Annotated in this window: 17 protein-coding genes and 1 pseudogene; 11 read left to right on the top strand and 7 right to left on the bottom strand. The window is 70.1% G+C overall.

The genetic code is table 11. The features are described from left to right. Positions 1-2: 2 nt before the first annotated feature. Complete coding sequence (locus tag ABZ857_RS23625; protein WP_357046254.1) at positions 3-2,126, top strand: acetate--CoA ligase family protein; 2,124 nt, start codon at positions 3-5, stop codon at positions 2,124-2,126. A gap of 74 nt (positions 2,127-2,200) precedes the next feature. Here the strand turns inward: ABZ857_RS23625 and ABZ857_RS23620 are convergent, their stop codons facing one another. Further along, positions 2,201-2,323 carry a hypothetical protein gene (locus ABZ857_RS23620; protein WP_357046253.1) on the bottom strand — a complete coding sequence of 41 codons (123 nt, stop codon included), beginning with the start codon at positions 2,321-2,323 and terminating at the stop codon, positions 2,201-2,203. Positions 2,324-2,655: 332 nt separating this feature from the next. Here ABZ857_RS23620 and ABZ857_RS23615 point away from each other — a divergent pair, with 332 nt between their 5' ends. The 3 genes from ABZ857_RS23615 to lanL all read left to right on the top strand — a co-directional run bounded on the left by ABZ857_RS23615 (position 2,656) and on the right by lanL (position 6,970). Further along, on the top strand, positions 2,656-3,051 hold the full coding sequence (locus ABZ857_RS23615) for a cellulose binding domain-containing protein (RefSeq protein WP_357046252.1): 396 nt from the start codon (positions 2,656-2,658) through the stop codon (positions 3,049-3,051). 39 nt (positions 3,052-3,090) lie between these two features. Beyond that, on the top strand, positions 3,091-4,158 hold the full coding sequence (locus ABZ857_RS23610; RefSeq protein WP_357046251.1) for a hypothetical protein: 1,068 nt from the start codon (positions 3,091-3,093) through the stop codon (positions 4,156-4,158). A 190-nt stretch (positions 4,159-4,348) separates the two neighbouring features. After that, positions 4,349-6,970 (top strand): class IV lanthionine synthetase LanL, encoded by a 2,622-nt coding sequence (gene lanL / locus ABZ857_RS23605; protein WP_357046488.1) that lies wholly within the window; start codon positions 4,349-4,351, stop codon positions 6,968-6,970. Between the two features lie 286 nt (positions 6,971-7,256). On the opposite strand, the gene ABZ857_RS23600 is transcribed toward lanL, so the two are convergent. The 3 genes from ABZ857_RS23600 to ABZ857_RS23590 all read right to left on the bottom strand — a co-directional run bounded on the left by ABZ857_RS23600 (position 7,257) and on the right by ABZ857_RS23590 (position 9,393). After that, complete coding sequence (locus ABZ857_RS23600) at positions 7,257-8,384, bottom strand: thiolase (RefSeq protein ID WP_357046250.1); 1,128 nt, start codon at positions 8,382-8,384, stop codon at positions 7,257-7,259. Next, positions 8,381-8,806: a Zn-ribbon domain-containing OB-fold protein gene (locus ABZ857_RS23595; RefSeq protein ID WP_357046249.1), complete on the bottom strand. Its 426-nt coding sequence runs from the start codon at positions 8,804-8,806 to the stop codon at positions 8,381-8,383. Before ABZ857_RS23595 ends, ABZ857_RS23600 begins: the two co-directional genes overlap by 4 nt. Before the next feature lie 74 nt (positions 8,807-8,880). After that, a complete protein-coding gene (locus ABZ857_RS23590) occupies positions 8,881-9,393 on the bottom strand; it encodes a VOC family protein (RefSeq protein WP_357046248.1) in 513 nt (170 codons plus the stop codon). Between the two features lie 171 nt (positions 9,394-9,564). Here ABZ857_RS23590 and ABZ857_RS23585 point away from each other — a divergent pair, with 171 nt between their 5' ends. Continuing rightward, a complete protein-coding gene (locus tag ABZ857_RS23585; protein WP_357046247.1) occupies positions 9,565-10,893 on the top strand; it encodes an MFS transporter in 1,329 nt (442 codons plus the stop codon). A gap of 16 nt (positions 10,894-10,909) precedes the next feature. On the opposite strand, the gene ABZ857_RS23580 is transcribed toward ABZ857_RS23585, so the two are convergent. After that, positions 10,910-11,545 (bottom strand): TetR/AcrR family transcriptional regulator, encoded by a 636-nt coding sequence (locus ABZ857_RS23580; protein ID WP_357046246.1) that lies wholly within the window; start codon positions 11,543-11,545, stop codon positions 10,910-10,912. A 73-nt stretch (positions 11,546-11,618) separates the two neighbouring features. On the opposite strand from ABZ857_RS23580, the gene ABZ857_RS23575 reads away from it, so the two are divergent. Next, positions 11,619-12,605 (top strand): ATP-binding cassette domain-containing protein, encoded by a 987-nt coding sequence (locus ABZ857_RS23575; protein WP_357046245.1) that lies wholly within the window; start codon positions 11,619-11,621, stop codon positions 12,603-12,605. Beyond that, the gene (locus ABZ857_RS23570) at positions 12,602-13,456 is read left to right on the top strand and encodes an ABC transporter permease (protein ID WP_357046244.1); all 855 of its coding nucleotides are present in this window, start codon (positions 12,602-12,604) and stop codon (positions 13,454-13,456) included. The genes ABZ857_RS23575 and ABZ857_RS23570 overlap by 4 nt, the downstream gene beginning before the upstream one ends. 126 nt (positions 13,457-13,582) lie before the next feature. Here ABZ857_RS23570 and ABZ857_RS23565 read toward each other — a convergent pair whose 3' ends face one another. Continuing rightward, the gene (locus tag ABZ857_RS23565; RefSeq protein WP_357046243.1) at positions 13,583-17,983 is read right to left on the bottom strand and encodes an AAA family ATPase; all 4,401 of its coding nucleotides are present in this window, start codon (positions 17,981-17,983) and stop codon (positions 13,583-13,585) included. Further along, positions 17,970-18,350, bottom strand: a complete 381-nt coding sequence (locus ABZ857_RS23560; protein WP_357046242.1) for a hypothetical protein — start codon at positions 18,348-18,350, stop codon at positions 17,970-17,972. Before ABZ857_RS23560 ends, ABZ857_RS23565 begins: the two co-directional genes overlap by 14 nt. A gap of 328 nt (positions 18,351-18,678) precedes the next feature. Between ABZ857_RS23560 and ABZ857_RS23555 the strand changes: the two genes are divergently transcribed. The 4 genes and pseudogenes from ABZ857_RS23555 to ABZ857_RS23540 form a co-directional block, all read left to right on the top strand. Then, positions 18,679-19,791 (top strand): polyprenyl synthetase family protein, encoded by a 1,113-nt coding sequence (locus ABZ857_RS23555; RefSeq protein ID WP_357046241.1) that lies wholly within the window; start codon positions 18,679-18,681, stop codon positions 19,789-19,791. Positions 19,792-20,030: 239 nt separating this feature from the next. After that, complete coding sequence (locus ABZ857_RS23550) at positions 20,031-21,419, top strand: family 2B encapsulin nanocompartment shell protein (protein ID WP_357046240.1); 1,389 nt, start codon at positions 20,031-20,033, stop codon at positions 21,417-21,419. Further along, positions 21,419-23,854: a germacradienol/geosmin synthase gene (locus ABZ857_RS23545; protein ID WP_357046239.1), complete on the top strand. Its 2,436-nt coding sequence runs from the start codon at positions 21,419-21,421 to the stop codon at positions 23,852-23,854. The genes ABZ857_RS23550 and ABZ857_RS23545 overlap by 1 nt, the downstream gene beginning before the upstream one ends. Further along, positions 23,851-24,567, top strand: a pseudogene (locus ABZ857_RS23540) (Crp/Fnr family transcriptional regulator); the annotation flags it as partial. The gene ABZ857_RS23545 and the pseudogene ABZ857_RS23540, both read left to right, overlap by 4 nt.

Below are 24,567 nucleotides of genomic sequence, written 5' to 3'. Positions count from 1 at the left end.
GGATGCCGGTAGGAGAGCTGTTCAACCCCCGGTCGATCGCCCTGGTCGGGGCGACGGACAAGTCCGGCTGGTCGATCAGCACGCTGACCAACCTCCGTACGCACGGGTTCCGGGGGCCCGTGCACCTGGTCAACCCGCGCGGCGGCGTGGTGCACGGCGAGCAGGCATACCGCAGCCTGTCCGACATCCCCGGCCAGGTCGACCTCGCGTACGTGATGGTGCCGACCACGGCCGTGCTGCCCGTGCTGCGCGAGGGGGCCAAGCTCGGCATCCGTCACTACGTGATCCTCACCGCGGGCTTCGGCGAGACCGGCCAGGAGGGCGCCGCCCTGGAGGCGGAGATCGTCGACTTCGCCCGCGAGAACGACCTCACCGTGCTCGGCCCCAACGGCAACGGCTTCATCAACGCCGCCGCGGACGTCACGCCGTACGGCCTGCCGATCCCGTCCCCGCTGCTGCGCGGGTCGGTCGGCGTGGTGCTGCAGAGCGGCGCGCTGGCCAGCTCGGTGCTCGGCTTCGCCCAGGCCCGCAACGTCGGGATCAGCCTGCTCACCTCGATGGGCAACGAGTCGCTCGTCACCGTCACCGACGTGATCGACTACTTGGTGGACGACCCGGCGACCAAGGCCATCGCGCTGTTCCTGGAGTCGGTCCGCGACCCGGCCGCGTTCTCCCGGGCGGCGCGCCGGGCGCTGCTCGCGGGCAAGCCGATCGTCGCGCTGAAGATCGGCCGCAGCCGGCTGGCCTCGCGCACCGCCCAGGCGCACACCGGCGCGCTCGTCGGCGACGACAACGTGATCGACGCGGCGTTCCGGCAGCTCGGGGTGGTGCGGGTGCGGTCGCTCGAGGACCTCATCATCACCGCGGGCCTGCTGGCCGAGGTGGGCCCGCTGCCGGGCCCGCGGATCGGCGTCGTCACACCCTCGGGCGGGGCGTCCGAGATCATCGCCGACCGGGCCGAGGACGAGGGGCTGGAGCTCCCGGCGTTCGCCCCGGAGACCGTCGCCCGGCTGCGGGAGATCGTGCCCGCCTTCGGGACCGTGCAGAACCCCCTCGACGTCACCGGATATGTGCTGATCGACCGTACGCTGCTCGGCCGCGCGCTGGAGGCCGTCACCGCCGACCCCGGCGTGGACGCGGTCATGCTGCTGTCGGACCTCCCGCGCGTCGCCCCGCCCGACCCCGCGCCCGCGTACGCCATGTTCTCCGCGAGCGCCAGGCGCATCGCCGAGGCCCCGATGCCGGTCGTCGTCGTGAGCAACGTGCTGACCGACGTCACCGAGTTCGGCCGCGACGTGCAGCGGGAGACGGGTTTCCCGTACGTCGCGGGCGGCATGGAGCACGGCATGCACGCCATCGGCGCGGCCGTCCGCTGGTCGCAGGCCTACCGCGGGGCCGTCGAGGCCGCGAACGGGGCCACCCCGGCGAAGGCCGCGGCGAGCGCCCCGGCGGCCGAGACGGGGACCGGCGTGTGGGCCGAGCACCGGGCCGCCGCCCTGCTGTCGTCCGCCGGGCTCCCGGTCGTGCCCGGCGAGCTGGTGTACAACGAGGAGTCGGCCGTGGCGGCGGCGGTCGGGTTCGGCTACCCGGTCGTCCTCAAGGTCGCCGCCGACGGACTCGGGCACAAGAGCGACGTCGGCGGGGTCCGGCTGGGCCTGTCCGACGCGCGCGACGTCGAGCGGGCCTACCGCGAGGTCGTGGCCGCCGCCGCGGCGGTCCCCGGCGCCGGCCGGGTGGGCGCGCTCGTCCAGCCGCAGCGCGGCGGCGGCGTGGAGCTCTTGGTCGGCGTTGTACGGGATCCCGCGTGGGGGCTCACCCTGGCCGTCGGCCTGGGCGGGATCTGGGTGGAGGCGCTGCGCGACACGGCGCTGCGCGTCCTGCCGGTGAACGCGGCCGAGGTGCGGCGGGCGCTGGACGAGCTGCGCGGCACCGCGCTGCTGCGGGGCGCCCGCGGCACCGAGCCGGCCGATCTCGACGCCGTCGCCGAGGTCGTGGCCCGCGTCGCCGCCTTCGCCGAGAGCCTCGGCGACGACCTGGAGTCGCTGGAGATCAACCCCCTGCTCGTGCGCGGCTCGCACGTGGAGGCGCTCGACGCCCTCATCACCTGGCGCGAGCGAGCCGGCTGAGCCCTGCCGCTGACCCTGCCGCCCGTGCGCACCCGTGAAGCGCGCCGGTCCCCCCGGCGCGCTTCACAAGGGCGTCACCAGCCCTCGTCGAAGAACGCGGCGCTGCTCTCCTTCCACGCCAGCGTGTACAGCAGCACGGCGGCGACAGCCATCACGAGCCTGAAAGCGCACGGGCCCGGCCACCGGGGTGCGGGCACGTCCGTTCAGCGGCGGCCGCCGCCGTGCGCGGACGGACGACGAACTTATTCGGGCATATTCCGGCGCGGCTGAAAAGCGCAATTCGCGACGCCGATCAGGGGCGTTCCGGCGGCCTCGATGAAGTAATCGGTATGTGGCCGACGGTGAAACTCCCAGCTCGGATTGCACGGAGTCGCGAACGTAGGCGCGACAGGGCCGGGAAACGCGAAAAATGCCCTAAGAATTGTTTGACAGCGCATGTCGGGTGGCTCACGATCACATCGAAACCGGTTTCATCGACCGCCACTCCGAAGGGGGACCCATGCGTTTTCGGGCTTTGCCGGGGATCGGTATGGCCGGGCTTCTCCTGGCTGCGTTGCTCACGAGTCCCGCCCAGGCGGCGCCCGCGGACGTGCCGGCCGGTTACGACTGCGCCGTGACCTACGCCAGCTTGGGGTGGACCACCGGTTTCACGACCAGAATGACGATCACCAACACCGGGACCCGGGCGTTCAGCCCCTGGATCCTGCAGTTCGTCTTCCCCGGAAGCCAGACGCTCATGCAAGGATGGAACGCGACCTTCTCCGAGACCCCGCCGAGCGTCCAGGCCGTCAATCCGAGCTGGCAGAAGAGCATCGATCCCGGCACGAGCTTCTGGATCGGCTTCAACGCAAACGGGGCCGACGACCACCCCACCGGCTTCACGCTCAACGGCGTCCCCTGTGCGGTGACGTACGGGCCTTACTGATGGCGGCGCGGTCCGCGTCCGCGGCGAACGGGTGACGAGATGCATCGGATCAGAAAGACGGTTCTCCGGTTCTGCGTGGCGCTCATGATGGTGGCCGGGCTCGTCCCGGCGGCCACGGGCGCTCGGGCGGCCGTTCCGAACATGTGGGGGTTCGCCTACGTCGACGCGCTCGCGGGGCCTCCACCGGCCGCCCATCAGGGCCTCTCGCCCGCGGGCGTCATCACGAGCACCGCGTTTCTGTCCTGGGTCGATGTCACGTTCCCCACGATCCCGCTCACGGACGGAGTGGTGCACGTCACGGCCGTCTCGCCCAACCCCGAGTGGTGCCAGGTCGCCAAGTGGGGTCCCGGCGGTCCGGGGCTGCTGGTGCGGGTGCGGTGTTACAAGTACGGCGGCGCCCCGGTGATCGTGCCGTTCACCATCGCGTACGAGGAGAGCAGCGGCACTCTCCCCCCGCCGGAGGCCGTCGGCTACCTCTACTACGACGGCGCGTCGGTGGTCTCCTCGTACAACTCGACCGCGGGAGTGAACAGTGTCGCGGCGGGGCCCGTGGGGGTCTGGACGGTCACCCTGCCCGGGCTGCCCACGACCCCCACGGGGAATCTGCAGGTGACGGCGGTCGATCCGGCGCAGCCCGCGCGGTGCAAGGTCGGCAACTGGACTCCGAGCGCGGCCGGGCAGGTGGTCGAGGTGCGCTGCTTCGACGCCACCAGCAAGCCTCTCAAGACCGGCTGGACCCTGAGCTACACGCGGCAGCGGGCGATCACGGGGGGAGCGAAGCCGCCGAAATACTTCGCGTACACGATGGACGAGTCCCCGGCCACGCCCGGGCCTTACCCGCCGTCGTCCGCCTGGAGCTACAACCCCGTCATCATGCCGAACACTGTGCAGGACGCCCTTCCGTTCCGTTCCGTGACATTCCCCGGCGTGGGAGTGCTCCCCGACGACGTCCAGGTGACGGCTTTCGGTCCCGGCCCCGAATACTGCCAGCTCGGCGGCCTCTGGTCGGTCAGTTCCGTGAACGCGTACGTCAACAAGGTGATTTGTTTCAACGGCACCGCGTTCACCAAGCAGCGCACCTTCGTCACCTACACGTCGGCCATCTGACCGGAACGGCGCCGGCCTCGGCGCGACCGTTGTGGACTGGATTCAGGACCTCGTCCCGATCCACGCCTGGCCCTCCTACGACGCGGATGCGCTGACGAGGTATTGCAGGGCCTCGCAAGCGGATTCCAAGAACCTCTCCGCACACTCACCGCCCAGAACCATGTGTGGTGAAGGGGGACCTGCGGTGGGGATGCGTCCGGAAGACGAGGCCCTGCTCCGTGACATCGTCACGGCGGAACTGCGACGTGCCGATGCGGCCGGCTGGTCGATCATCCAGAGCGACGCCTGGTGCCAGGCCTCGCCCGACGATCACAGGCTGCCGGACCAGGGATGGAAACTGCACGTCTCGGCCACGATGCTGTCCGCTCCCGTGGTGCTCTCCCGCGCCGCACGGGTGCTGATCGAGGCCGGGTGCGTCTTCAAGTTCCCCGCGCGGCTCGACGACTACTGGAAACTTCTCGAACCGCACTGCGGCCGCGCGCAGGCGGGCAAGTTCGTCACGGCCTACCCCCGTGACGACGCCGAATCCCTACGGCTCGCCGCGGCGCTCGACGAGGCCACCCGGGGGCTTCCCGGCCCGGTGATCCTGTCCGACCGTCCCTACCGGCCCGGCGGGATCGTCCATTACCGGTACGGCGCGTTCGGCGGGCACCGGGTGCTGGGCAACGACGGGTTCTACGAGGTCCGGCTGCGGTCGCCGGACGGGGAGCTCGTGCCCGACGAACGGCGACCGCGGTTTTCCCCGCCGTCCTTCGCCACCTGCCCGTTCGGCGACCCACCTGCCCCGGCGCGCGCCGCCTCGGTGCTGCTCAACGACCGGTTCCTGGTGCGGCAGGCCGTGCGGCACTCGAACCGGGGCGGCGTGTACTACGCCGAGGACACCAAGACCGGACGCGAGGTGGTCGTCAAGGAAGGCCGGCCGCACGCGTGCGGCGACCTGCGCGGCATGGACGCCGCGGACCGGATCGAGGCCGAGTGTCTGCGGCTGCGAGAGCTGGCGCCGAGCGGGGCTGTGCCGGCCGTGGTCGACTTCTTCGAGCAGGGCGGGCACGCCTTCCTGGTCGAGGAACGCCTGCCCGGCGTCACACTGCAGCGATGGGTCGACCGGCATGCCGGGCCGCTGGGCGAGACCGGGTTCGGCCTCGACGCGGCACGGGTCTCACCCGTGATCATCCGGCTGGTCGGGCTCCTTCGGGCCGTGCACGACCGGGGGCGCGTGCTCGGTGATCTGTCGCCGAACAATGTGATGGTGCTGCCCGGCGGCGAACTGCGACTCATCGATCTGGAGCACGCGGCGGCGCCGGGGGAGACCGTCATGGTCGCCGGCACCGCCGGATATCTGGCGCCGGAGCTCGCCGATCATGTCGGGCGGCTCCGCCCCGCGCCGGACCAGAGCGCCGACCGCTACAGCCTGGGCGCGATGGCGTACTTTCTCGCGGCCGGGACGCATCTGCAGCCACCGGGCCTGGCCAGAGCCGCCGAAGCCGCCGCCGCCAATCCCACCCTGGCCCTGCTGCGCCCCCTCGTCGAGGGGCTGCTGGCGGCGGAGCCGGAGCAGCGGTGGTCGCTGGACGCCTGCGAACGCTTCCTGGCCGGCCTCACCGCGGGCCGGGGGGTCGGCGAGCACCTGCCCCGGCCGCCCCGCGGGGTCGACCGGCTGATCAGCGACGGCGTCGGGTACCTGGTCGAGACGATGAACGCGGGTGCGGACAGCCCCTCGCCCTGGGCCAACGTGGACGACGACATCGAGGCCGACCCGTGCACGGTGAGCGGTGGCGCGGCGGGCATTCTGGGCGTGCTCACCCAGGCCATGCCGGTAGCCGAGGTCGGGGAATCGCCCGAGGTCCTGAGCCGGTGGCTACGGCGCCGGCTCGAGGACGAGCCGGCGTGGGGCCCGGGCCTGTACTTCGGGCGGTCCGGAGCCCTGTGGGCGCTGTACGACGCGGCGACCGCGCTCGGAGACGAGGAAACGGCCCGGTTCGCCGTGCGCGCGGCGCGCCTGCTGCCGGCCGTCAGTCCCAGCCCCGACGTGACGCACGGGCTGGCCGGCTGCGGCATGGCGGTCCTGCACCTCGCGTCGCGGTCAGGCGACCCGGCTCTGCGGGAGCACGCCATGCGGATCTTCGGCAACCTGCACGACGCGCGGTCGTACCTGGACGGACATCCCCAGTGGCCGACACCGGATTCGTACGACTCGGGGCTCGCCGGAGCGAACCATTTCGGCTTCGCCCACGGCATCGCCGGGATCGGCACGGCGTTGCTCCAGGCGAGCCGCGCCCTCGCCCGGCCGGAGTGGATGGCGACGGCCCATGAGATCGCGCGAGCCTTCGCCGCGTACGCGGACGTGGACGGGGACACGGTCTGGTGGCCCATCCTGCGCGGTGACCTGGAGACGGCACGGCCGCGGCGGCCGCACTGGTGCAGCGGCTCGTCGGGGATCGGCACATTCCTCGTGCGGTACTGGAGGGCGACCGGCGACCCGGTGTCCCTCGATCTGGCTCGCAAGGCGGCGACGGCCGTGCACCGCACGCGCTGGCAGTCCGGACCGACCCACTGCCATGGACTGCCGGGGGACGGGGAGTTCCTGCTGGACCTGGCCGACCTCACCGGTGAGGAACGTTACCGGTCGTGGGCGGAGGATCTGGCCGGTTGCCTGGAGTTCGCAGCGGTCGAACGTTCCGGCCGGCTGTTGATCCCCGGCCCGCGAGGAGATTTCCCGCCGGCCTACTTGGGAGGCATGGCGGGGGCCCTCGCCTTCCTCCTCCGGCTGCGCCGCCGCTCCCCGCGGCTGTGGATGCCGGACGAGGCGTGAGGGCTCGCCGTTTCGCGAAGGAACGGCGATCGAGACCGGGCCGCATCAGGGCCGGCCCGGAAGCACAGAAAGGGGAAACACCATGTCCATCGACGTTCGTAACCTGCAGGACCTGCCCGAGATCGAGTCCAGCGACAGGGAGGCGACGCGGCGTTCCAGCTGTGTCTGGGACGCCTACTGCACCGTCATCTGGGTGTGATGATCTGCGTGGCCCCGTCCGCGATCCGCGGGCGGGGCCACGCTCCCACCGCCCGGCCTCGGTGAGCGGCCGGAGGGGCCGGACGGGTCAGGGGCGACGGTTGGACAGGACGAGTGTGGCGGCGGAGGCGAACATGCCGCCGTTGCCGAGAACCACGCCGACCTCGACATCGGGCACCTGGGCGGCCGCCTCGCCGCGCAACTGCCGTACGGACTCCTGGATGGCGAACATCCCGTACATGCCGGTGTGGGTGTAGGAGAGGCCGCCGCCGTTGGTGTTGAGCGGCAGGCGGCCGCCGGGCGAGGTGTGGCCCTCGGCGATGAACGGCCCGGCCTCGCCGCGCTTGACGAAGCCGAGGTCCTCCAGGCCATAGATCGGCACGTGCGCGAAGGCGTCGTAGATCATGAGGTGGTCCACGTCGTCGTGGGAGATGCCCGCCTCGGCGAAGGCGGCCTCGCCGGAGCGGCGGAAGGCGGCGGAGGTGGTGAAGTCCTCCATCTGGGAGATGATCGGCGACTCGGCGGACTCGCCGGAGCCGAGCAGATGGACCGGCGACCTGCGGGCGCGCTCCTCGGTCGTCACGATCAGCGCGCCGCCGCCATCGGTGACCAGGCAGCACTCCAGCAGGTGGAAGGGGTAGGCGACCATCCGGGAGGCGAGCACGTCGTCCACGGTGATCAGATCCTGGTACATCGCCCGGGGGTTGAGGTGCGCCCACCGGCGCTGCGCGACCGCCACCTCCGCGAGCTGCTCGTGCGTCAGCCCGGTCTCCTTCATGTAGCGCAGCGCCGTCAGCGTGAACATGGTGGGCGGGCCGAGCACGCCGTACGGCAGCTCGAACTGGCCGATCAGAGAGTCGGGGCCGAGGGCGGGCCGGGGCGCGCCGACCCGCGACCGCCCGGACTCGCCGTGCGTGATGAGCACGGTCGTGCACAGCCCGGCCCGGATGGCCGCGGCGGCGTGCCGTACGTGGAAGAGGAAGGACGAGCCGCCCACGCCGGTGCCGTCGAGCCAGGCGGGGGCGATCCCGAGCGCGTGGGCGATCTGGATCGGGCCGGGCATGCCGACCGTGGCGACGCCGTCGATGTCGTCCTTGGTCATCCCGGCGTCGGCGAGAGCGTTGCGCGCGGCCTGGAGGTGGAGCTGCGCGGTGGACATGTGGGGGAGCTTGCCGAGCTCGTCGGTCTCGGCCGCGCCGGCGATCACGATGTTCATGCGGCGGCCCCGACCGAGGCGGGGGTGAAGAGGGGGACGTGCACGTCGCCGCGCCGCTCGAAGACGACGCGCAGCTCCATGTCCAGGGGAAGGTTCTCCGGCGTGATCTCGACGCCGACGATGTTCGTCATCATCCGCACGCCCTCCTCCAGTTCCACGACCGCGATGGCGTACGGCCCGTCCTGCTCGAAGCCGGGAGCCGGGCGATGGCTGATCACGTACGAGTAGAGGGTGGCCCTGCCACTGGCCGTCACCCACGCGACGTCGTCCGAGCCGCAGTGCGGGCAGGCGGGCCGTGGATAGAAGTAGTGCCGCGAGCAGGCGCGGCAGCGCTGGATCCGCAGCCGTCCCTCCGCCGTGCCGTCCCAGAACGGCTGGGTTTCCGGCGTCGGTTTCGGGACGGGCTTGTGCGATGCGGTCATGGCTCTCCTACAACGCGGAGGAAGTCTTAGAGTCGAATTCTAGAACTCTAATCTAGAGTTGGCGAGGTCCGTTGTCAGGGGCTCGGGACGCCGTTGCCGCGCCGGCCGCGACCGGCCAGCAGGTCGTCCAGGGACGGCGCCGGCTCGGGGCCGCGTGGCCCCGGCTGGGCGAGCTGGACCAGCACGCCGTGGGCCTCCTTCGGGTGGAGGAAGACCTCGCGCCAGCGGGGCTCGGCGAGGTTGAGGCCGAACAGCCGGTAGCCGCGCCCGCGCAGCGCCGCCACGGCGGCCTCGATGTCGGTGACGTGGAAGTTGAGGTGGTGGACCCCGCCTCTGCCGCGGGTGAGGTCGAAGAAGCTGTCGAAGAACGAGGATCCGGCCAGTGGCTCCATCAGCTCGATCTTGCTCCCGTTGGCGTACCTGAGCTGGAGCGTCCGGTAGCCGTTCACCACGTTGTCGCCCCCGCCGAGATAGACGCCTCCCAGCAGGTCCCGGTAGATCGGCAGCAGGTCCCTGATGCGCGGCGCGGCGACGGCCGTGTGGTCGAAGGCCGCGTCCAGCCCGGCCAGCTCCTCGGCGATGTCCACCCGTCCTCCTTCGATCGAAATCCTAGAATCTCATTCTAGTCATTCGATTCCCAGGAAACACCATGCTCACAACCCTTGACTCCGGGCGTGAGAGGGCGGAGCATTCGTGGAAATGAATTCTAGAGCTAGCTTCTAGAACTCATCGCCGGGACGGGGGCTGACGAGAAAGGCATGTCAATGGGCCTGTCCTACGTACGCGAGCTCGACGAGTACCCCACCGGTGCCCGTCGCATGAAGATCCTCACGATGGCCGTGCTGGCCGTCCTCATCGGCTCCTATGAGGCGCAGATCGCCCCCGTGGTCCCGCTGCTCCTCAAGGACCTCGACATGTCCCTCGCGACGTACGGCGCGGTGTCCGGGGCGGCGGCGGTCGCGGGGGCCCTCGCGTCGGCGCTCGGCGGCAGGCTCACCGACCGGCTCGGCAGGGTGCGCCTGCTGGTCCCGCTGATGCTGCTGACCGCCCTGTGCTGCTTCGCCATGACGCTCGTCCACAGCTCAAGGGACCTGCTGATCGCCCGGATCGTGCTCGCCTTCGTCGACGGTGTGGCGATGGCGAGCACGGCGCCGCTGGTCCGCGACTTCTCGCCGCGCCTCGGCCGGGCCCAGGCGTTCGGCTTCTGGACCTGGGGTCCGGTGGGGGCCAACTTCCTCGCCGCCGCCGTCGCGGGCTGGACACTGCCGATCTTCGACGACTCCTGGCGGTCGCAGTTCGTCATCATGGGCTGTTTCTCGCTGGTCATCTCGATCGTCATCGCCCTCAACATCGCCGACCTGTCGCCCGAACTGCGCGCGCAGATCCAGCACACCGAGCGCCAGTCCAGCAGCATCGTCGACCTGACCAGGCCGGCCAGGGCCACCTCGCTGTTCGTCCGGCGCAACATCTGGGCCCATGTGGTCGGCATCTCGCTGTGGCTGGTGCTCTACATCACGCTCACGCTCTTCGGTCAGACCATGCTGGTCGGCGCGCTGGGCATCACGGCCGCCGAGGCGTCCACGATCATGGCGTGCTTCTGGAGCCTCAACCTGATCACCCTGATCGTCGCCGGCCGCCTCTCCGACCGTACGCAGCTGCGCAAGCCGTTCACGCTGGGCGGCACCGTGGCGGCCGTGCTCGTCACCGCCTACCTGGCCTCGCTCCTCGGCGGCCAGGGCGTCTCCAGCGGCATGCTCATGGTCGTCGGCGCGCTGCTCGGCGGCTCGCTCGGCGTGGCGTACGGCCCGTGGATGGCCAACTACTCCGAGGACGCCGAGGACGTCGACCCCCGGCTGCAGGGCACGGCCTGGGGACTGTTCGGCTTCCTCACCAAGGCGATCGCCGTGGTCGGCCTGCTGGTCATCCCGCACGTGGTCGAGGCCACGAGCTGGCAGACCTGGCTGGTGGTCTCCCTGGTGTGCCTGGCGCTGTTCGCGCCCGCCGTCTTCCTGTTCCACGGCCCCTGGCGGCGTGAGCGCGCCGAGACCGTGGACGGCTCGGAGGCCAGGGTCGCGGTGGCCGAATGAGGCCCGTCTTCAGGGATCACGCCGGCGGGTAGCCGCCCAGGCCCTTGCCGAGCAGGTCGAAGACCCGTTCGACGTCCGCGCGGTGGGCGCGCTCGATCTCCTCGTCGGGCCCGCCCTCCCGGACCCGCTGCCGCAGCCGCCGGTAGAGCGCCCGCTGCGCGCCGACCAGCGTCGAGGCGACGATGCGGGGCAGCGGGTCGCCGGGCTCGGCGCCCGCCTCGGCCGCCAGCGCGTCGGCGAGCACCCGGGTGATCCGCTCGTTGACCTCGTGCATCTTCCGCTCCAGCGACGGGTTGCCGCTGACGAGGTCGAAGAAGCTGCGCGGATGGACGAGGTCGCGCCGCATCTTCGCGACGAACCGGGTCTGCGCCAGGCACAGCGCGCGGAAGGAGTCGAGGATGGAGACCCCGGCAGGGCGGTCGGTGACCGCCGCCAGCGACATGGCCTCCCGGTCCTCGGCCCGGTAGAAGACCAGGTCCTCCTTGGTCGCGAAGTGGTTGAACACCGTTTTCTTCGACACCTGGGCGGCCGCCGCGATCTCGTCCACGGTGACCTCGTCGAACCCCCGGGCCCGGAAGAGCGCGTTCGCGGTGTCGGCGATGAGCTGCCGGGTCCGGTTCTTCTTCAGCTCCCGCAGTCCGCCCGCACTCATGGGCACAGCGTATCGGCCTCCTTGGTTGCACCTGGTGTACTGTTACACCAAGTGTAATGAATCGGGAGGCGGGATGACACATCCGGCGGTTGTCACCATCGGCCTGGCCAAGCATTACGGCGACGTCGAGGCCGTACGCGGCATCGACCTGACCGTGCGCAGAGGGGAGATCTTCGGCTTCCTCGGCCCGAACGGCGCCGGGAAGTCCACGACGATCAGCATGCTCTGCACCCTGACCACGCCCACGGGGGGCGAGGCGCGCGTGGCCGGTCACGACGTGGTGCGCGAACGCGACAACGTGCGGCGCTCGATCGGCCTGGTGTTCCAGGATCCGACGCTGGACGGCTACCTGACGGCCGAGCGCAACCTGCGTTTCCACGCCGAGCTGTACGGCGTGCCCCGCGCGGACATCGGTCCGCGGCTGCGGGGCGTGCTCGAGATGGTGGGGCTGTGGGACAGGCGCGGCGCCAAGGTCGCGACGTTCTCGGGCGGGATGAGACGACGACTGGAGATCGCCCGCGGCCTGCTGCACTCGCCGCGGGTGCTGTTCCTCGACGAGCCCACCGTGGGCCTGGACCCGCAGACCAGGAGCTCCATCTGGTCCTACATCCGGGAGCTGAAGGAGGCCGAGGACATCACGGTCTTCCTGACCACCCACTACATGGACGAGGCCGAGCACTGCGACCGGATCGCGATCATGGACGGCGGCCGGATCATCGCGCTCGACACCCCCGCCGCGCTGAAGGCCGGTGTCGGCAAGGACCGCGTCCAGATCGAGACCGGCGACGGCGCGGCGGCCGTCGCCGCCCTGGACGAGCGGTTCGGCATCCGGGCCGTCGCGTCCGGGGACGTGGTCGTCTTCCACGTGGACGAGGGGGAGCGTTTCGTGCCCGAGTTGTTCTCCCGGTCGGGGCTGCCGATCCGGTCCGTCAGCGTGGCCAGGCCCAGCCTCGACGACGTGTTCATGTCCTACACCGGCCGGTCGATCCGCGACGCGGAGGCGACCGGCGGCGCACGCGGCCCGGCCGCGCTCGCGGCGGCGCGGGGAGGCCGGCGATGACGTCGCCTGTCACGGCGGTCCGGGTGCCGGGGCGCAGCGCGATGAGCGAACTGCGCGCCGTCAAGGTGGTCTGGCAGCGCGAGATCATCCGGTTCTTCAACGGCCCGCTGCGCATCCTCACCTCTCTCGTGCAGCCGTTCCTGTTCCTGTTCGTCCTCGGCACCGGCCTGTCGCAGCTCACCTCGGGCGGCACCGGCGGGCTCGGCCTGCGGACCTTCCTCTACCCGGGCATCCTCGCCATGGCCGTCCTGTTCACCGCCATGTCCTCGGCTGCCTCGATCGTCTGGGACCGGGAGTTCGGCTTCCTGCGGGAGATGCTGGTCGCGCCGGTGTCCCGTGCGTCGATCGTCATCGGCAAGTGCCTGGGCGGGGCCACCGTCGCGGCCTTCCAGGGCCTCGTCGTCATCTGCATCGCCGGGCCGGTGGGCGTGCCGTACGCGCCGGGCCTGATGCTCGGCGTCTTCGGCATCCAGGTGCTGCTGGCCTTCACCATCACGGCCTTCGGGGTCGCGATGTCCGTACGGGTCAGGCAGATGCAGTCGTTCATGGCGCTCAACCAGCTGCTGATCATGCCGCTGTACTTCATGTCGGGCGCGATGTTCCCCGCCTCGAACCTGCCCGCGTGGCTGACCGCGCTCAACCGGATCGACCCGCTGTCGTACGCCGTGGATCCCATCAGGCGGCTGGTCTTCGCGCATCTGAACCTGTCCGCGGCCGCACGCGCCCGGCTCGCGCCCGGGCTGACCTGGGGTGGCTGGCACGTCCCCATCCTGGTCGAGGTGGCCGTCCTCGCGGTCCTCGGGCTCGCCCTGCTCACGATCGCGATCACACAGTTCGGCAGAGCCGACTAAGCGGCGCAGTTCGGCAGAGCCGACTGAGGGCCGCGGTTCGGCAGAGCCGGCTGACGCCCGGCCCTTCGATCAGAAGTGGTCAGGACATGCCCTGCCGGGAAAGGGCGAGGCGGAGGGGTGACCTCCTCAACTCCGCACCGGGCATACATCCCGGTAGGGCGCTTCCGGAATGAGGCGCCTCCACTCCGCGGGGGTGAGGGTGGTCCGCAGGCGGGCGCAGAGTGCGGTGGCGGCTCGTTCGGGATCCGTGGGGAAGTCTGAGAACCAGGCTTCTTCGTTTTCGTCGAGTCCGGTTGTGTACAGGGCCGACCCATCGGGCGCGAGGGCCATGGAGTTGCCGCCCACCGTGGTCAGCACAGGTCCCAGTTGCTGCCGGGTCGCGCTGTCCCAGATGCGTACACCGTCGTCGCCGGAGACGGCGAGCAGCCTGCCCCGGGCGGAGAATGCGAGCGAGTCCGCGCTACCTGGGTGACCGGGCAGGCTCAAACCGGCTCTCTTCAGAGTGCCCGCGTCCCAGAAGGTCACCTGTCCGTCGACGCCGGCGGTAGCGATCACTCTGCCGTCCGGGCTGAACGCCATGTCGAGCATATGATCCGACTCCGGGCCGAACCGGCCTGGCAGCAGCTTCCCTGACCGTACGTCGAGGACGCGTCCGGGGAAGGTGCCCAGTGCGAGGAGACGTCCCCCCGGTTGGAATGCCATCAGTCCGGCGGATCCGGGGGTGGCATCGATTTTGGCCGTGTGCAGCAGGCGTCCGGACGCGACGTCATAGAGGAGTACCGTCTGCCGTCCCGAGTCGTTCTCGTACTCGGTTATGACGGCCACCATCGTCCCTTCGGGACTGATCGCCATTCCGTAAACGAAATTGACCCAGTCCCCTGCGGGTGGGCGGCCGGGCAGCTTCACGGTGACCTTGCCGGCTGTGCTGATGAAGGTGAGCTCGGCGCCCCTCTGCACGGCCATCGTCCGCCCGTGTGACCCCACCTCAAGGTTGTCGAAGCCGGCCGGTACGCTCCCCACGACCTTGCGGGTGCGGGGGTCCAGTAGCGTGGTCGCGGTGTCGCCCTCGGAGAGCAGGATCGACCCGTCCCGGATCATGTATGCGCCCTTGACGGGCAGCGGATGGGTGAGCGCTCGCAGATCCAGAGTCAGCACGGCTCCACCCTCCGCCAGGAGTCGGAGCGCCCCAGCGTCGGCGTCGAATCCGAAGTCGAAGATCTTCTCGTGGGCAGGCCGGTAGACCAGGAGCGGGAGATGGTCGGCCGTGCGCCAGACGTGCAGCGACCTCTCACTGTCGAACCCCGCGAGGAAGCGCCCGTCGGCGCTGAAGCGCAGTGCCTGGATGCTGCCACCATGGTAGGTGTCATTGCCGTTTTGATCCTGCACGACGCTGCCGTCCGAGAGGTTCCACAGCCGCGGCCCGCCGCCGTGGTCGCGCCCAAGGGCCAGGTATCGCCCGTCCGGGCTGAAGGCGATAGCCAGTGATTCGGTGTTCGTCTCCGTGCTGAAAGAGGTCTTTCCCAAGCTGAAGAGCTGCTTTCCGGCCAGAAGGTCCCACACGACGGTGTCCTGGTTCATCCCCGTGTACGCCGCCACGCGATCGTCCGGGCTGACCGCAAACAGCCTCCGGCTCGATTGGGTGTGGTGAATCACGGCCTGCCGAGCCACGTCCCATGCTTCGAGAACATAGTTGTTGGCTTCGACCTGACCCTTGTCGAGAATGAGCCACTTCCCCCCAGGGCTGAACCGCACCGACTTGATTCCCGACCCGAATTCGGCGCCGACCCGCTTGCCTGATCCGGCGTCGTACAGCCGCACCCGGCCCTTCTTGGTGACGAGTGCCAGGGTGTTGCCGTCCGGGCTGAGTGCGAAGGTGTTGAAGGACTCTCCCGTGGCCGACGCCCATGTCGTGGGCGTCGCGACGTCCGATCCGGGGACGTTCAGGGTCCGTACTCGTCTGCCTGAGGCGGAGTCCCAAATGTTGCCGCCGTCGGAGCCGAACGTGACCACCGTCGAGGCGTTCCGTCTGAACTCGTATCCGGCAGCGTCGGCGGGAATGGTGGCGACGGATTGCTCCACCTGGTCCAGCGCTCCGTAGAGACTGCCTTGTGCGGCCGGAACGCGGGCGATTCGCCAGGCCGCGATGCTCAGCAGCATGCCCCTGACAGGATCGGTGTGGCGCAGGCTGTCCGCGCGTGCGGCGACGAGGGGGGCGAGAGCGAGGTCACGCTGCTCCTCCGCCAAAGCGGTCTGCTCATTCGCCGTACGCCGTTGGGATTCGGCGAAACCCGCCGCCGCCAGAGCGGTTATCAGGAGTGCCACCAGGCTTGCCGTGATCGCTTTGCGCCGGCGATTGCGGCGCGTCGTCTGCGTCCGACTCGCATCCAGGAACGCGCGCTGGACCTCGTTGAGTGCGAACTCGCGTCGCGAGGGGTCGGCTTCCCATCGTCTGGCGGCCTCGCCGGCGGTGGCGAGACGCGTGCCCTGATAGAGGAAAGCGGCGTCGCGGTCATGCCGAAGCCACGTATTGGCGTCTTCGTCGAGTTGCTGCAGGGCCAGCAGGATGGCCCGATCCGCTTCCACCCAGGAGCGTAATCGCGGCCAGGCGCGGATGAGCGCCTCATGCGTGATCTCCACCATGTCCTCGTCCGTAGTCACCAGACGGGCGCGTACGAAGTGGTCGAGGATCTGCCGGGCGGGGGAATATCCCGGCGAGCCCGCCGATGGGATCAGGTCGGCGAGTTGCGCTCTTCTCCGGGTGTCCTCTGTGCCCTCACCTACCCGTACAAGGCGGGGTAGGAGCCATCGTGCGGTCTGCCGGCTCGCCGGAGGGAGGCCTTCGAGCACGCCGTCGGCGGTCTGTGCGAGCGATCGCGCGATTCCACCACTCGCGCGGTATCCGGCCAGGGTCAGCGTCCGGCCCTCGCGATGATGCCATGTGGAGAGCAGAGCGTGGGACAGGAGTGGGAGAACGCCTCCGGTGGCGCCTGCCGCCTGCGCTCCGGCGCCGACGTCGTCGAGAAGGAGATCCACCAGGCCGTCCTGGAGCACGAGGCCGGCGAGCGCAGCGGGCCTCTCGATGGCCTCGCGTAGCTGTGCAGCGGTCATTGGGCCTACGACCACCGGGTGGTCGAGGACATTCAGGAGCTCTGGGTGAGCTGTGCAGTGCGCGTAGAAGTCCGCGCGGACCGCGACGACGACCACGGCCGGCGCGGGGCCGGTCCGATCACAGGACGCTTCCTGCAATGCCCGAATGAAAATCAGCCGCTGGTTCTCGTCCGGGCACGCGGTGAAGATCTCCTCGAACTGGTCGACGATGATGATCGGGCGCGCTGCTCCGCTTCGCGGAACTCCCTCGAGAATCTGCCGCAGGGCAGCAGGATCGGCTTCGAGTCGTCGTTGTGGTTGTCCGGGAGCCAGGGCGGCAAGACTCGAGAACCGCTTCGCGAGCACGCCGACGGGGTCATCACCCGGACTGAGGACCATGAAACCGGCGTCGGGCTCACCACGGTCCGATGCCCGTAACAGCGCGGGGATGAGACCGGCGCGCAGGAGCGACGACTTTCCCGAACCTGACGGCCCGATCACAACAAGCGGTCCCGTGTGGGAGGGGGCGTAGAGCACGCGTCGGACCAGGGTCGCGGTGAGGTCCGCGCGCCCGAAGAAAAAGTCGGCGTCTTCCGGACCGAAGGCGGCCAGACCCCGGTAGGGACTGAAGTCTCCCGTCCGATCCTGAGCCTGTCTGATCTTTTCTGGAACGTTCCGATAGGCAGGGTTGGGAGCTATCGGCTGCTGATCCGCGTAGTCAGCGGCCTGCCGCCGAGGCCGTGGAAAACCTCGCTCCGTGAGCGTGCGTGCCAGCGACCGATACAGGTGGTCCAGGGTCAGCAGCGGCGGTGCGGCCGGATCACCCGTGGTGAGCAGATTGATGAGGGCGCCGGAGAAAGCGGTGTGCGGCTGATCTTCCGGTGCCCAGGCCGCCTCGTCTCTGCTGGTGGAGGTGAGTAGATACATCCCCTGCTGAGCGGTGTCGAAGGCTTCGTCGACGTCCGCGCGGACGGTGCTTCCCTGTGCGCGCCCGGAGAAACAGCAGTCGAGAATGACGAGTACCAACCGGGCCGGACACTCGGACAGGACTTCTCGTACGATTGAGTACGGCACAGCTTGATGGCTGGGAATTCCTTGGGTCAGATCGATGGTCGAACGTGTCGCCAGATGGAGTTCCTTGCGCATGCTCACGAGACCGTGGCCTACGTAATAAACGACCAGTACGTCTCGCGCCCGCTTGGCCGTTTGCACAAGGGCGGTCCCGAACTCTCTCGGGTCGGCGGGATCGACCAACGTTACGAGGTTCGACGGATCCAGGCCCGCACGGTCGATCAGACAGCCCCCGAGATCACTGATCGTTCTCGGGACGGCGGCGACATCGGTCAAGCGTGAACCGGCCGCGTACGTTCCCGATCCGACAAGGAGAACCTGGGTTCCTGATGAGGTGAGGAGGAGGCGGGGACGTTCAACCGTCGTCATCGGACCGGGTATCTCTCAGCGCCTGGACGAGATGTGCGGTCAGCGCCTGCGTTCCGGCCAGGTCCAGGGCTTTGACGCCCTTGGCGGTCACTTCCACCCGGGTCTCGTCCTCGCTGCGGCTCAGGGTCACGCCTATCTCACCGCCGCGGGTTCTCAGCCAGGCGATCACTACACTCGCCAATGACGCCACGGCTCCTCCGGCGCCGAGCGCCACCTGAAGCCCGTCGGCCACCGGACCAAGGGCGCCGGGTAGCGCGGCGGCCTCCCTGATGTGAACATGTCCGCGCAGCTCCGGCTCATCGGAGAGCCACGAATACAGATCGAGAATCTGCTCCGCCCGATCCTCGGCTGCGATGGTCACCACCACGCGCAAAACGACACCCCGCGGTTCTGTGTGGAATTCCGGGCCCGTGTCAGCCGCGTTTATTACCACACATTCGGCATACGCGACCGGAGTAGCTCAAGCTGCAGAAGCGCTCCCTCTTGGCACTTTTCGCAGTGTCTCATCAGATATCTGCAGGGCCTGAAGCACCGTTACAGCTTCCGCGGTTCAACTGGGCCGGACGTCGCCGGCCGTACGACGGACCGGCTGGCCGTCGAGAGGTTCCAACTATCGGAACAGCGGGTTCTACTTTGCGTGTTCATTAAGTAACTTTCCGCAGGGGATACCGGCTCGCCGAGCGAGGAGGCCGAGCATGACCGCGGACACCGTGGACACGTCCATCAGCAGGATCACCGGCGCCGACGACACCGGCGGCATCGCCGCCGTCACGAGCGCCGTCCGGGGACGGGTCGACGAGCTGCTGGCCGGCTTCCTCGACGCCCGCCGCCCCCCGGTCGGCGACCCGGACGTCGCCGAGGGCTACCGGCTGCTGCGCGAGTTCGTCGTCGAGGGCGGCAAGCGCATCCGGCCGCTGCTGTGCTACTGGGGCTGGCGGGGCGCCGGCGGCGAGGAGCCGCAGGAGGAACAGGCGGTCATCACCGGCGCGGCGCTGGAGCTCTACCACGCCGGCCTGCTGATCCACGACGACGTCATGGACGGCAGCGAGCTGCGCCGTGGGCGCCCGACCATCCACAGGGGACTCGCCGGGGCGCCGCGGTGGGCGGGCGCGGAGACGTTCGGTCAGTCCGCCGCCATCCTGCTCGGAGTGCTCGCGCAGGCGTGGGCGGACGAACTGCTCGCGGAGGCCGCCGCAGGCGACCTGCGGGCGCGCGCGGCGCGCGAGCTGTTCAACCGGATGCGAACGGAGGTCGTCACCGGGCAGTATCTCGACATCCTGGCGCACGCCCGCGCGGACGCGGACGTCGAACAGGCCCTGACGGTGATCCGCTACAAGACGGCCCGATACACCGTGGAGCGCCCGCTGCAGATCGGCGGCGCGCTCGCCGGGGCCACGCCCGCCCTGCTGGACGCGTACTCCCGGTTCGGCCTGCCGCTCGGAGAGGCCTTCCAGTTGCGCGACGACGTCCTCGGCGTCTTCGGCGACCCCGCCGTCACCGGCAAGCCGGTGCTCGACGACCTGCGTGAGGGAAAACGGACCGTGCTCATGGCGTACGCGTACGCGCGGGCGCGGGGACCCGAACGGGACCGGCTGCGGACCTGGCACGGCGCCCCCGACCTGGACGAGCGGCGGGCGGCCGAGCTCCGGCAGATCATCGTGGACACCGGCGCCCTCGGTGCGGTGGAGGACCTCATCGCCCTGAGGGCCGGGCAGGCGCTCGACGCGTTGCGCGACTGCGCGATCGCCCCGGAGGCGGCGCGCGCGCTCGTGGTGCTCACCGAGCGGCTCACCCGCCGCGTCCGGTGAGGCGCGCGATCGGACACCCGCCTCTCTCACGACTCCCGCCGTGCCGGAACGACTCCGGCCGGCTCCGCGCCCGGCCGCACGGGCACCCGGTGCACCCGGTGCACCCGGCCTGTGGCGGTGCGGCCCTGTCCGGGCCGGTAGAACCCTGATCTTTCCTCCCCCCTCCGCCGCTCGGCGACGAGCGTGACCAGTCACCGAACAACCGGCCGCCGTGCCGATCACAGATGGGGTGATGTGCTGTGACCGAAAACACCATGCCGACCGACAACCGGTTGAGCCTCAGCACCAGGGCCGCGCGCAATCTGGCCACGACGACCAAGACACCGCCGCAGATGCAGGAGATCACCTCCCGTCATCTGCTGCGGGTGCTGCCGTGGATCGAGGCGGTGGGCGGCGTCTACCGGGTCAACCGGCGGCTGACCTACCAGATGGCCGACGGGCGGGTGACGTTCGTCTCGACCGGGGCGGACGTGCGGGTCATCTCCGCCGAGCTGTGCGAGCTTCCCGCCCTGCGCGGCTTCGGCGACGCCGACGTGCTCGCCGCCATGGCCGACCTGTTCACCCAGCGGGAGTACGAGGCCGGTCAGGTCATCGCTCAGGCCGGCGCCCCGATGGACGAGGTCGTGCTCCTCGCCCACGGCAAGGTCGACAGGCTCGGCGAGGGGGCGTACGGCAACGAGACGCGGCTCGGAGTGCTGGCCGACGGGGAGTACGTCGGCGAGCAGATGCTGGTGAACGCGGACGCGCGGTGGGAGTGGACGGTCAAGGCCGTGACGTCGTGCACCGTGCTCGCCCTCGGCAGGGAGGAGTTCGAACGGCTGCTCACCCTGTCGGACAGCCTGCGTGAGCACGTCCAGGCGTACCGGGAGGACCCGGACCGGCCGGTGAACCGGTACGGCGAGGCGGAGATCGCGCTGGCGGCGGGGCATGAGGGTGAGGCGACGCTGCCGGGGACGTTCGTGGACTACGAGCTGGGGCCGCGTGAGTACGAGCTGAGTGTGGCGCAGACGATTCTGCGGGTGCACTCGCGGGTGGCGGATCTGTACAACGAGCCGATGAACCAGACCGAGCAGCAGTTGCGGCTGACGATCGAGGCGTTGCGGGAGCGTCAGGAGCACGAGCTGGTCAACAACCGCGACTTCGGTCTGCTGCACAACGCCGACCTCAAGCAGCGCGTGCACACCCGTTCCGGCCCGCCCACCCCCGACGACCTCGACGAGCTGCTCGCCACGGTCTGGAAGAACCCGACCGTCATGTTCGCCCACCCCAAGGCGATCGCGGCTTTCGCCCGTCAGTGCAACGCCCGAGGCATCTACCCGCAGACCGTGGAGTTCAACGGCCAGAAGGCGCCGGCCTGGCGCGGGGTGCCGATGCTGCCGTGCAACAAGATCCCGGTGAACGACAAGGGCATCAGCTCGATCATGGTCATGCGCCTGGGGGAGAAGGACCAGGGCGTGGTCGGTCTGCGCCGCACCGGGCTGGTGGACGAGTACGAGCCCGGCCTGTCGGTGCGCTTCATGAGCATCGACGACAAGGCGATCATCTCCTACCTGGTGACCACCTACTACTCGGCGGCCGTCCTGGTCCCCGACGCCCTCGGCATCCTGGAGAGCGTCGAGGTCCTGTGATGTCCTCCTACCGGCTGCCGGACTTCTACCTCCCCTATCCGCCCCGGCTGAACCCGCACGTGGAGACCGCCCGGGCGCACACGCGGGGGTGGGCGGCGGACATGGGCATGCTCGACGACCCGGACATCTGGACCGAGGAGTCGCTCGACGCGATGGACTACGGCCTGATGTGCGCCTACACCCATCCCGACTGCTCCGCCACGGAGCTCGACCTGGTCACCGACTGGTACGTGTGGGTCTTCTACTTCGACGACCACTTCCTGGAGACGTTCAAACGCAGCAGGGATCTGGACGGCGCCCAGGACTACCTGGACCGGCTCGACGCGTTCATGTCGGACGACCCGCCCGAGCCGTCGAACCCGGTGGAGCGGGGACTGGCCGACCTGTGGCCCCGAACCGTGCCCGCCATGTCCGAGGCGTGGCGGCGCCGGTTCGTCCGGGTCACCCGGGACCTCCTGCAGGAGTCGATGTGGGAGCTGTTCCACATCGAGCGCGAGGCTGTCTCCAACCCCATCGAGTACATCGAGGAACGCAGGAAGGTCGGCGGCGCCCCGTGGTCGGCCGCGCTGGTGGAGCACGCGGTGGGCGCCGAGCTGCCGGCCCGGCTGGCCGGCTCCCGGCCGATCCGGGTGCTGACGGAGTCGTTCGCCGACGCCGTGCACCTGCGCAACGACCTGTTCTCCTACCAGCGGGAGGTGCTGCAGGAGGGCGAGCTGTCCAACTGTGTCCTGGTCTGCGAGCGTTTCTTCGGCTGCGACACCGAGCGGGCCGTGGAGATCACCAACGACCTGCTCACCTCCCGGCTGCACCAGTTCGAGCACACCGCGCTGACCGAGCTTCCGGCGCTGTTCGCCGACGAAGGGGTCCTGCCGCCCGAGCAGGCGCTGGTCCTGAGCTACGTCAAGGGGCTGCAGGACTGGCAGGCGGGCGGACACGCCTGGCACACCGCCTCCAGCCGCTACACCAAGACGGCGGGAGAGACCGGCTTCCTCGGCATGAACGTGGCCCGCGCCCACCTCACGGGCGCGGGCGGCCTGCGCAACCACACCCATCGGCCCTTCTTGGAGGCGGCGGTGCGGCTGCCGCAGCCGTACATGCCGTTCGAGGTGCGCGACAACCCGCACCTGGACGCGGCGCGGGCGGCGGACGTCGAATGGTGCGCCGCCATGGGCTTCTTCGACGGGGTTCCCGGCATCCCGGCGACCGCCGTCTGGAACGAACCGCAACTCGTCGGCTTCGACCTCGCCCTGTGCGCGTCCGGCATCAACCCGGACGCCACGGCCGACGAGCTGATCCTGGCCGTCAACTGGCTGGCCTGGGGGACGTACGGCGACGACTACTATCCGCGGGTCTACGGGGCGGCGCGCGACCTGGTCGGCGCGAAGCTCGGCAACCGGCGGCTCAAGGAGTTCATGCCGCTGGACCTCGTCCCACGCCTGACCCCGGTGACGGGGCTGGAACGCGGGCTGGCCGACCTGTGGCCGCGCACGGCGGGGCCGCTGCCGGAGAGCTCCCGCCGGGACTTCCGCGCCGCCGTGGAGGAGATGATCGACAGCTGGGTGTGGGAGCTGGCCAACCAGGCCCAGCACCGCGTGCCCGACCCGGTCGACTACATCGAGATGCGGCGCAGGACGTTCGGCTCGCAGATGACGATGAGCCTGGCCAGGCTCGCGCCGGGCCGGGTCATCCCCATGGAGATCCATCGCACCCGCGAGTTCCTCGGCATGACCGACGCCGCGCAGGACTACGCGTGCCTGATGAACGACCTGTTCTCCTACCAGAAGGAGATCCAGTTCGAGGGGGAGCTGCACAACGCCGTCGTGGTGCTGGGCACCTTCCTCGACTGCGCGCCTGAGGAGAGCGTGGCCGTGGTGGACGCGCTCATGACCAGCCGGATGAGGCAGTTCGAGCACATCACCACCGTCGACCTGCCCGCCCTGCTCGACCGCATCGAAGCGGGGGAGGCCGTACGGGAGTCGGTCGAGGGATACGTGTCCGACCTGCGCAACTGGATGGCGGCGATCCTGCGCTGGCACCAGCGGTCCCGGCGCTACTTCGAGGAGGAGCTGCGCAGGGGGCCGGCGGCCCGCTGGACCCAGGGCCCGACCGGGCTCGGCACGGCCACCGCCCGCATCCTCTCCCTAGCGCCGCCAGCACACAGGGCGCCCCCGGCTCACGGGTCGCCGGCGCTCACGGCGTCGTCTGTGACGGCGCCTGCTCTCGCGCCGCCGGACCTGGTGGCGTCGTCCGCGACGGCGCCTGCTCTCGCGCCGCCGGACCTGGTGGCGTCGTCCGCGACGGCGCCCGCTCTCGCACCGCCGGACCTCGCGGCACCGGCTCATTCGCTCCCAGCTCATTCGCTGCCGGATCACTCGCTTCCGGCTGCCGCGGACCTCCCCGTGCCGGCGCACTCGCTTCCGGTGGGGGCGCCATGAGCGGGACGCGCCTGACCCTGAGCACGGCCGCCGCGCGGAACCTGGCGACGACCACCAAGACACCGCCGCAGATGCGGGAGATCACTCCCCGGCACCTGCTGCGGGTGCTCCCGTGGACGGAGGTCCAGGGTGGCGTCTACCGGGTCAACCGGCGGCTCACCTGCACGGTGGGGGACGGGCGGGTGAGCTTCGTCTCCACCGGAGCGCGGGTCCGGGTCATCCCGGCCGAGCTGTGCGAACTGCCGTCCCTGCACGACTACGGCGACCTGAACACCCTCGGGGCGCTGGCGGACCGGTTCGTCCAGCACGACCTGCGCCCGGACGAGCCGGTGCCGCCGGGACAGGTGGTGCTCGTCGCCCACGGCAAGATCGCACGCATCGGAGCCGGCGCGTACGGCGGCGAGGCCCTGCTCCAGGTCCTGGCCGACGGAGATCACCTGGGGGACCTCGCCGGTCCGGGGGCCGCGCCCGCCAAAGCCCTCACCTCCTGCGTCGTCCTCGTCCTCGGCCGGTCGGCGCTGGACAACCTGATCGCACTGTCCGGCGGTCTCCGCGAGCATCTCGGCCGTCCTCCCGTGGCACGGCCGGTGAACCGGTACGGCGAGGCGGAGATCGCTTTGGCGGCGGGGCATGAGGGTGAGGCGACGCTGCCGGGGACGTTCGTGGACTACGAGCTGGGGCCGCGTGAGTACGAGCTGAGTGTGGCGCAGACG

This window comes from Microbispora sp. NPDC046933, assembly GCF_040644635.1.
GTDB lineage: Bacteria > Actinomycetota > Actinomycetes > Streptosporangiales > Streptosporangiaceae > Microbispora.
The sequence above is the reverse complement of the archived record's forward strand: the minus strand, read 5'-3'. Positions and strand labels throughout refer to the sequence as shown.

Coding starts and splice junctions, on each gene's coding strand:
- ABZ857_RS23625 (WP_357046254.1), top strand. CDS start 3: ATGCCGGTAGGAGAGCTGTTCAACCCCCGGTCGATCGCCCTGGTCGGG.
- ABZ857_RS23615 (WP_357046252.1), top strand. CDS start 2,656: ATGGCCGGGCTTCTCCTGGCTGCGTTGCTCACGAGTCCCGCCCAGGCG.
- ABZ857_RS23610 (WP_357046251.1), top strand. CDS start 3,091: ATGCATCGGATCAGAAAGACGGTTCTCCGGTTCTGCGTGGCGCTCATG.
- lanL (WP_357046488.1), top strand. CDS start 4,349: ATGCGTCCGGAAGACGAGGCCCTGCTCCGTGACATCGTCACGGCGGAA.
- ABZ857_RS23600 (WP_357046250.1), bottom strand. CDS start 8,384: ATGAACATCGTGATCGCCGGCGCGGCCGAGACCGACGAGCTCGGCAAG.
- ABZ857_RS23595 (WP_357046249.1), bottom strand. CDS start 8,806: ATGACCGCATCGCACAAGCCCGTCCCGAAACCGACGCCGGAAACCCAG.
- ABZ857_RS23585 (WP_357046247.1), top strand. CDS start 9,565: ATGTCAATGGGCCTGTCCTACGTACGCGAGCTCGACGAGTACCCCACC.
- ABZ857_RS23580 (WP_357046246.1), bottom strand. CDS start 11,545: ATGAGTGCGGGCGGACTGCGGGAGCTGAAGAAGAACCGGACCCGGCAG.
- ABZ857_RS23575 (WP_357046245.1), top strand. CDS start 11,619: ATGACACATCCGGCGGTTGTCACCATCGGCCTGGCCAAGCATTACGGC.
- ABZ857_RS23570 (WP_357046244.1), top strand. CDS start 12,602: ATGACGTCGCCTGTCACGGCGGTCCGGGTGCCGGGGCGCAGCGCGATG.
- ABZ857_RS23565 (WP_357046243.1), bottom strand. CDS start 17,983: ATGACGACGGTTGAACGTCCCCGCCTCCTCCTCACCTCATCAGGAACC.
- ABZ857_RS23555 (WP_357046241.1), top strand. CDS start 18,679: ATGACCGCGGACACCGTGGACACGTCCATCAGCAGGATCACCGGCGCC.
- ABZ857_RS23545 (WP_357046239.1), top strand. CDS start 21,419: ATGTCCTCCTACCGGCTGCCGGACTTCTACCTCCCCTATCCGCCCCGG.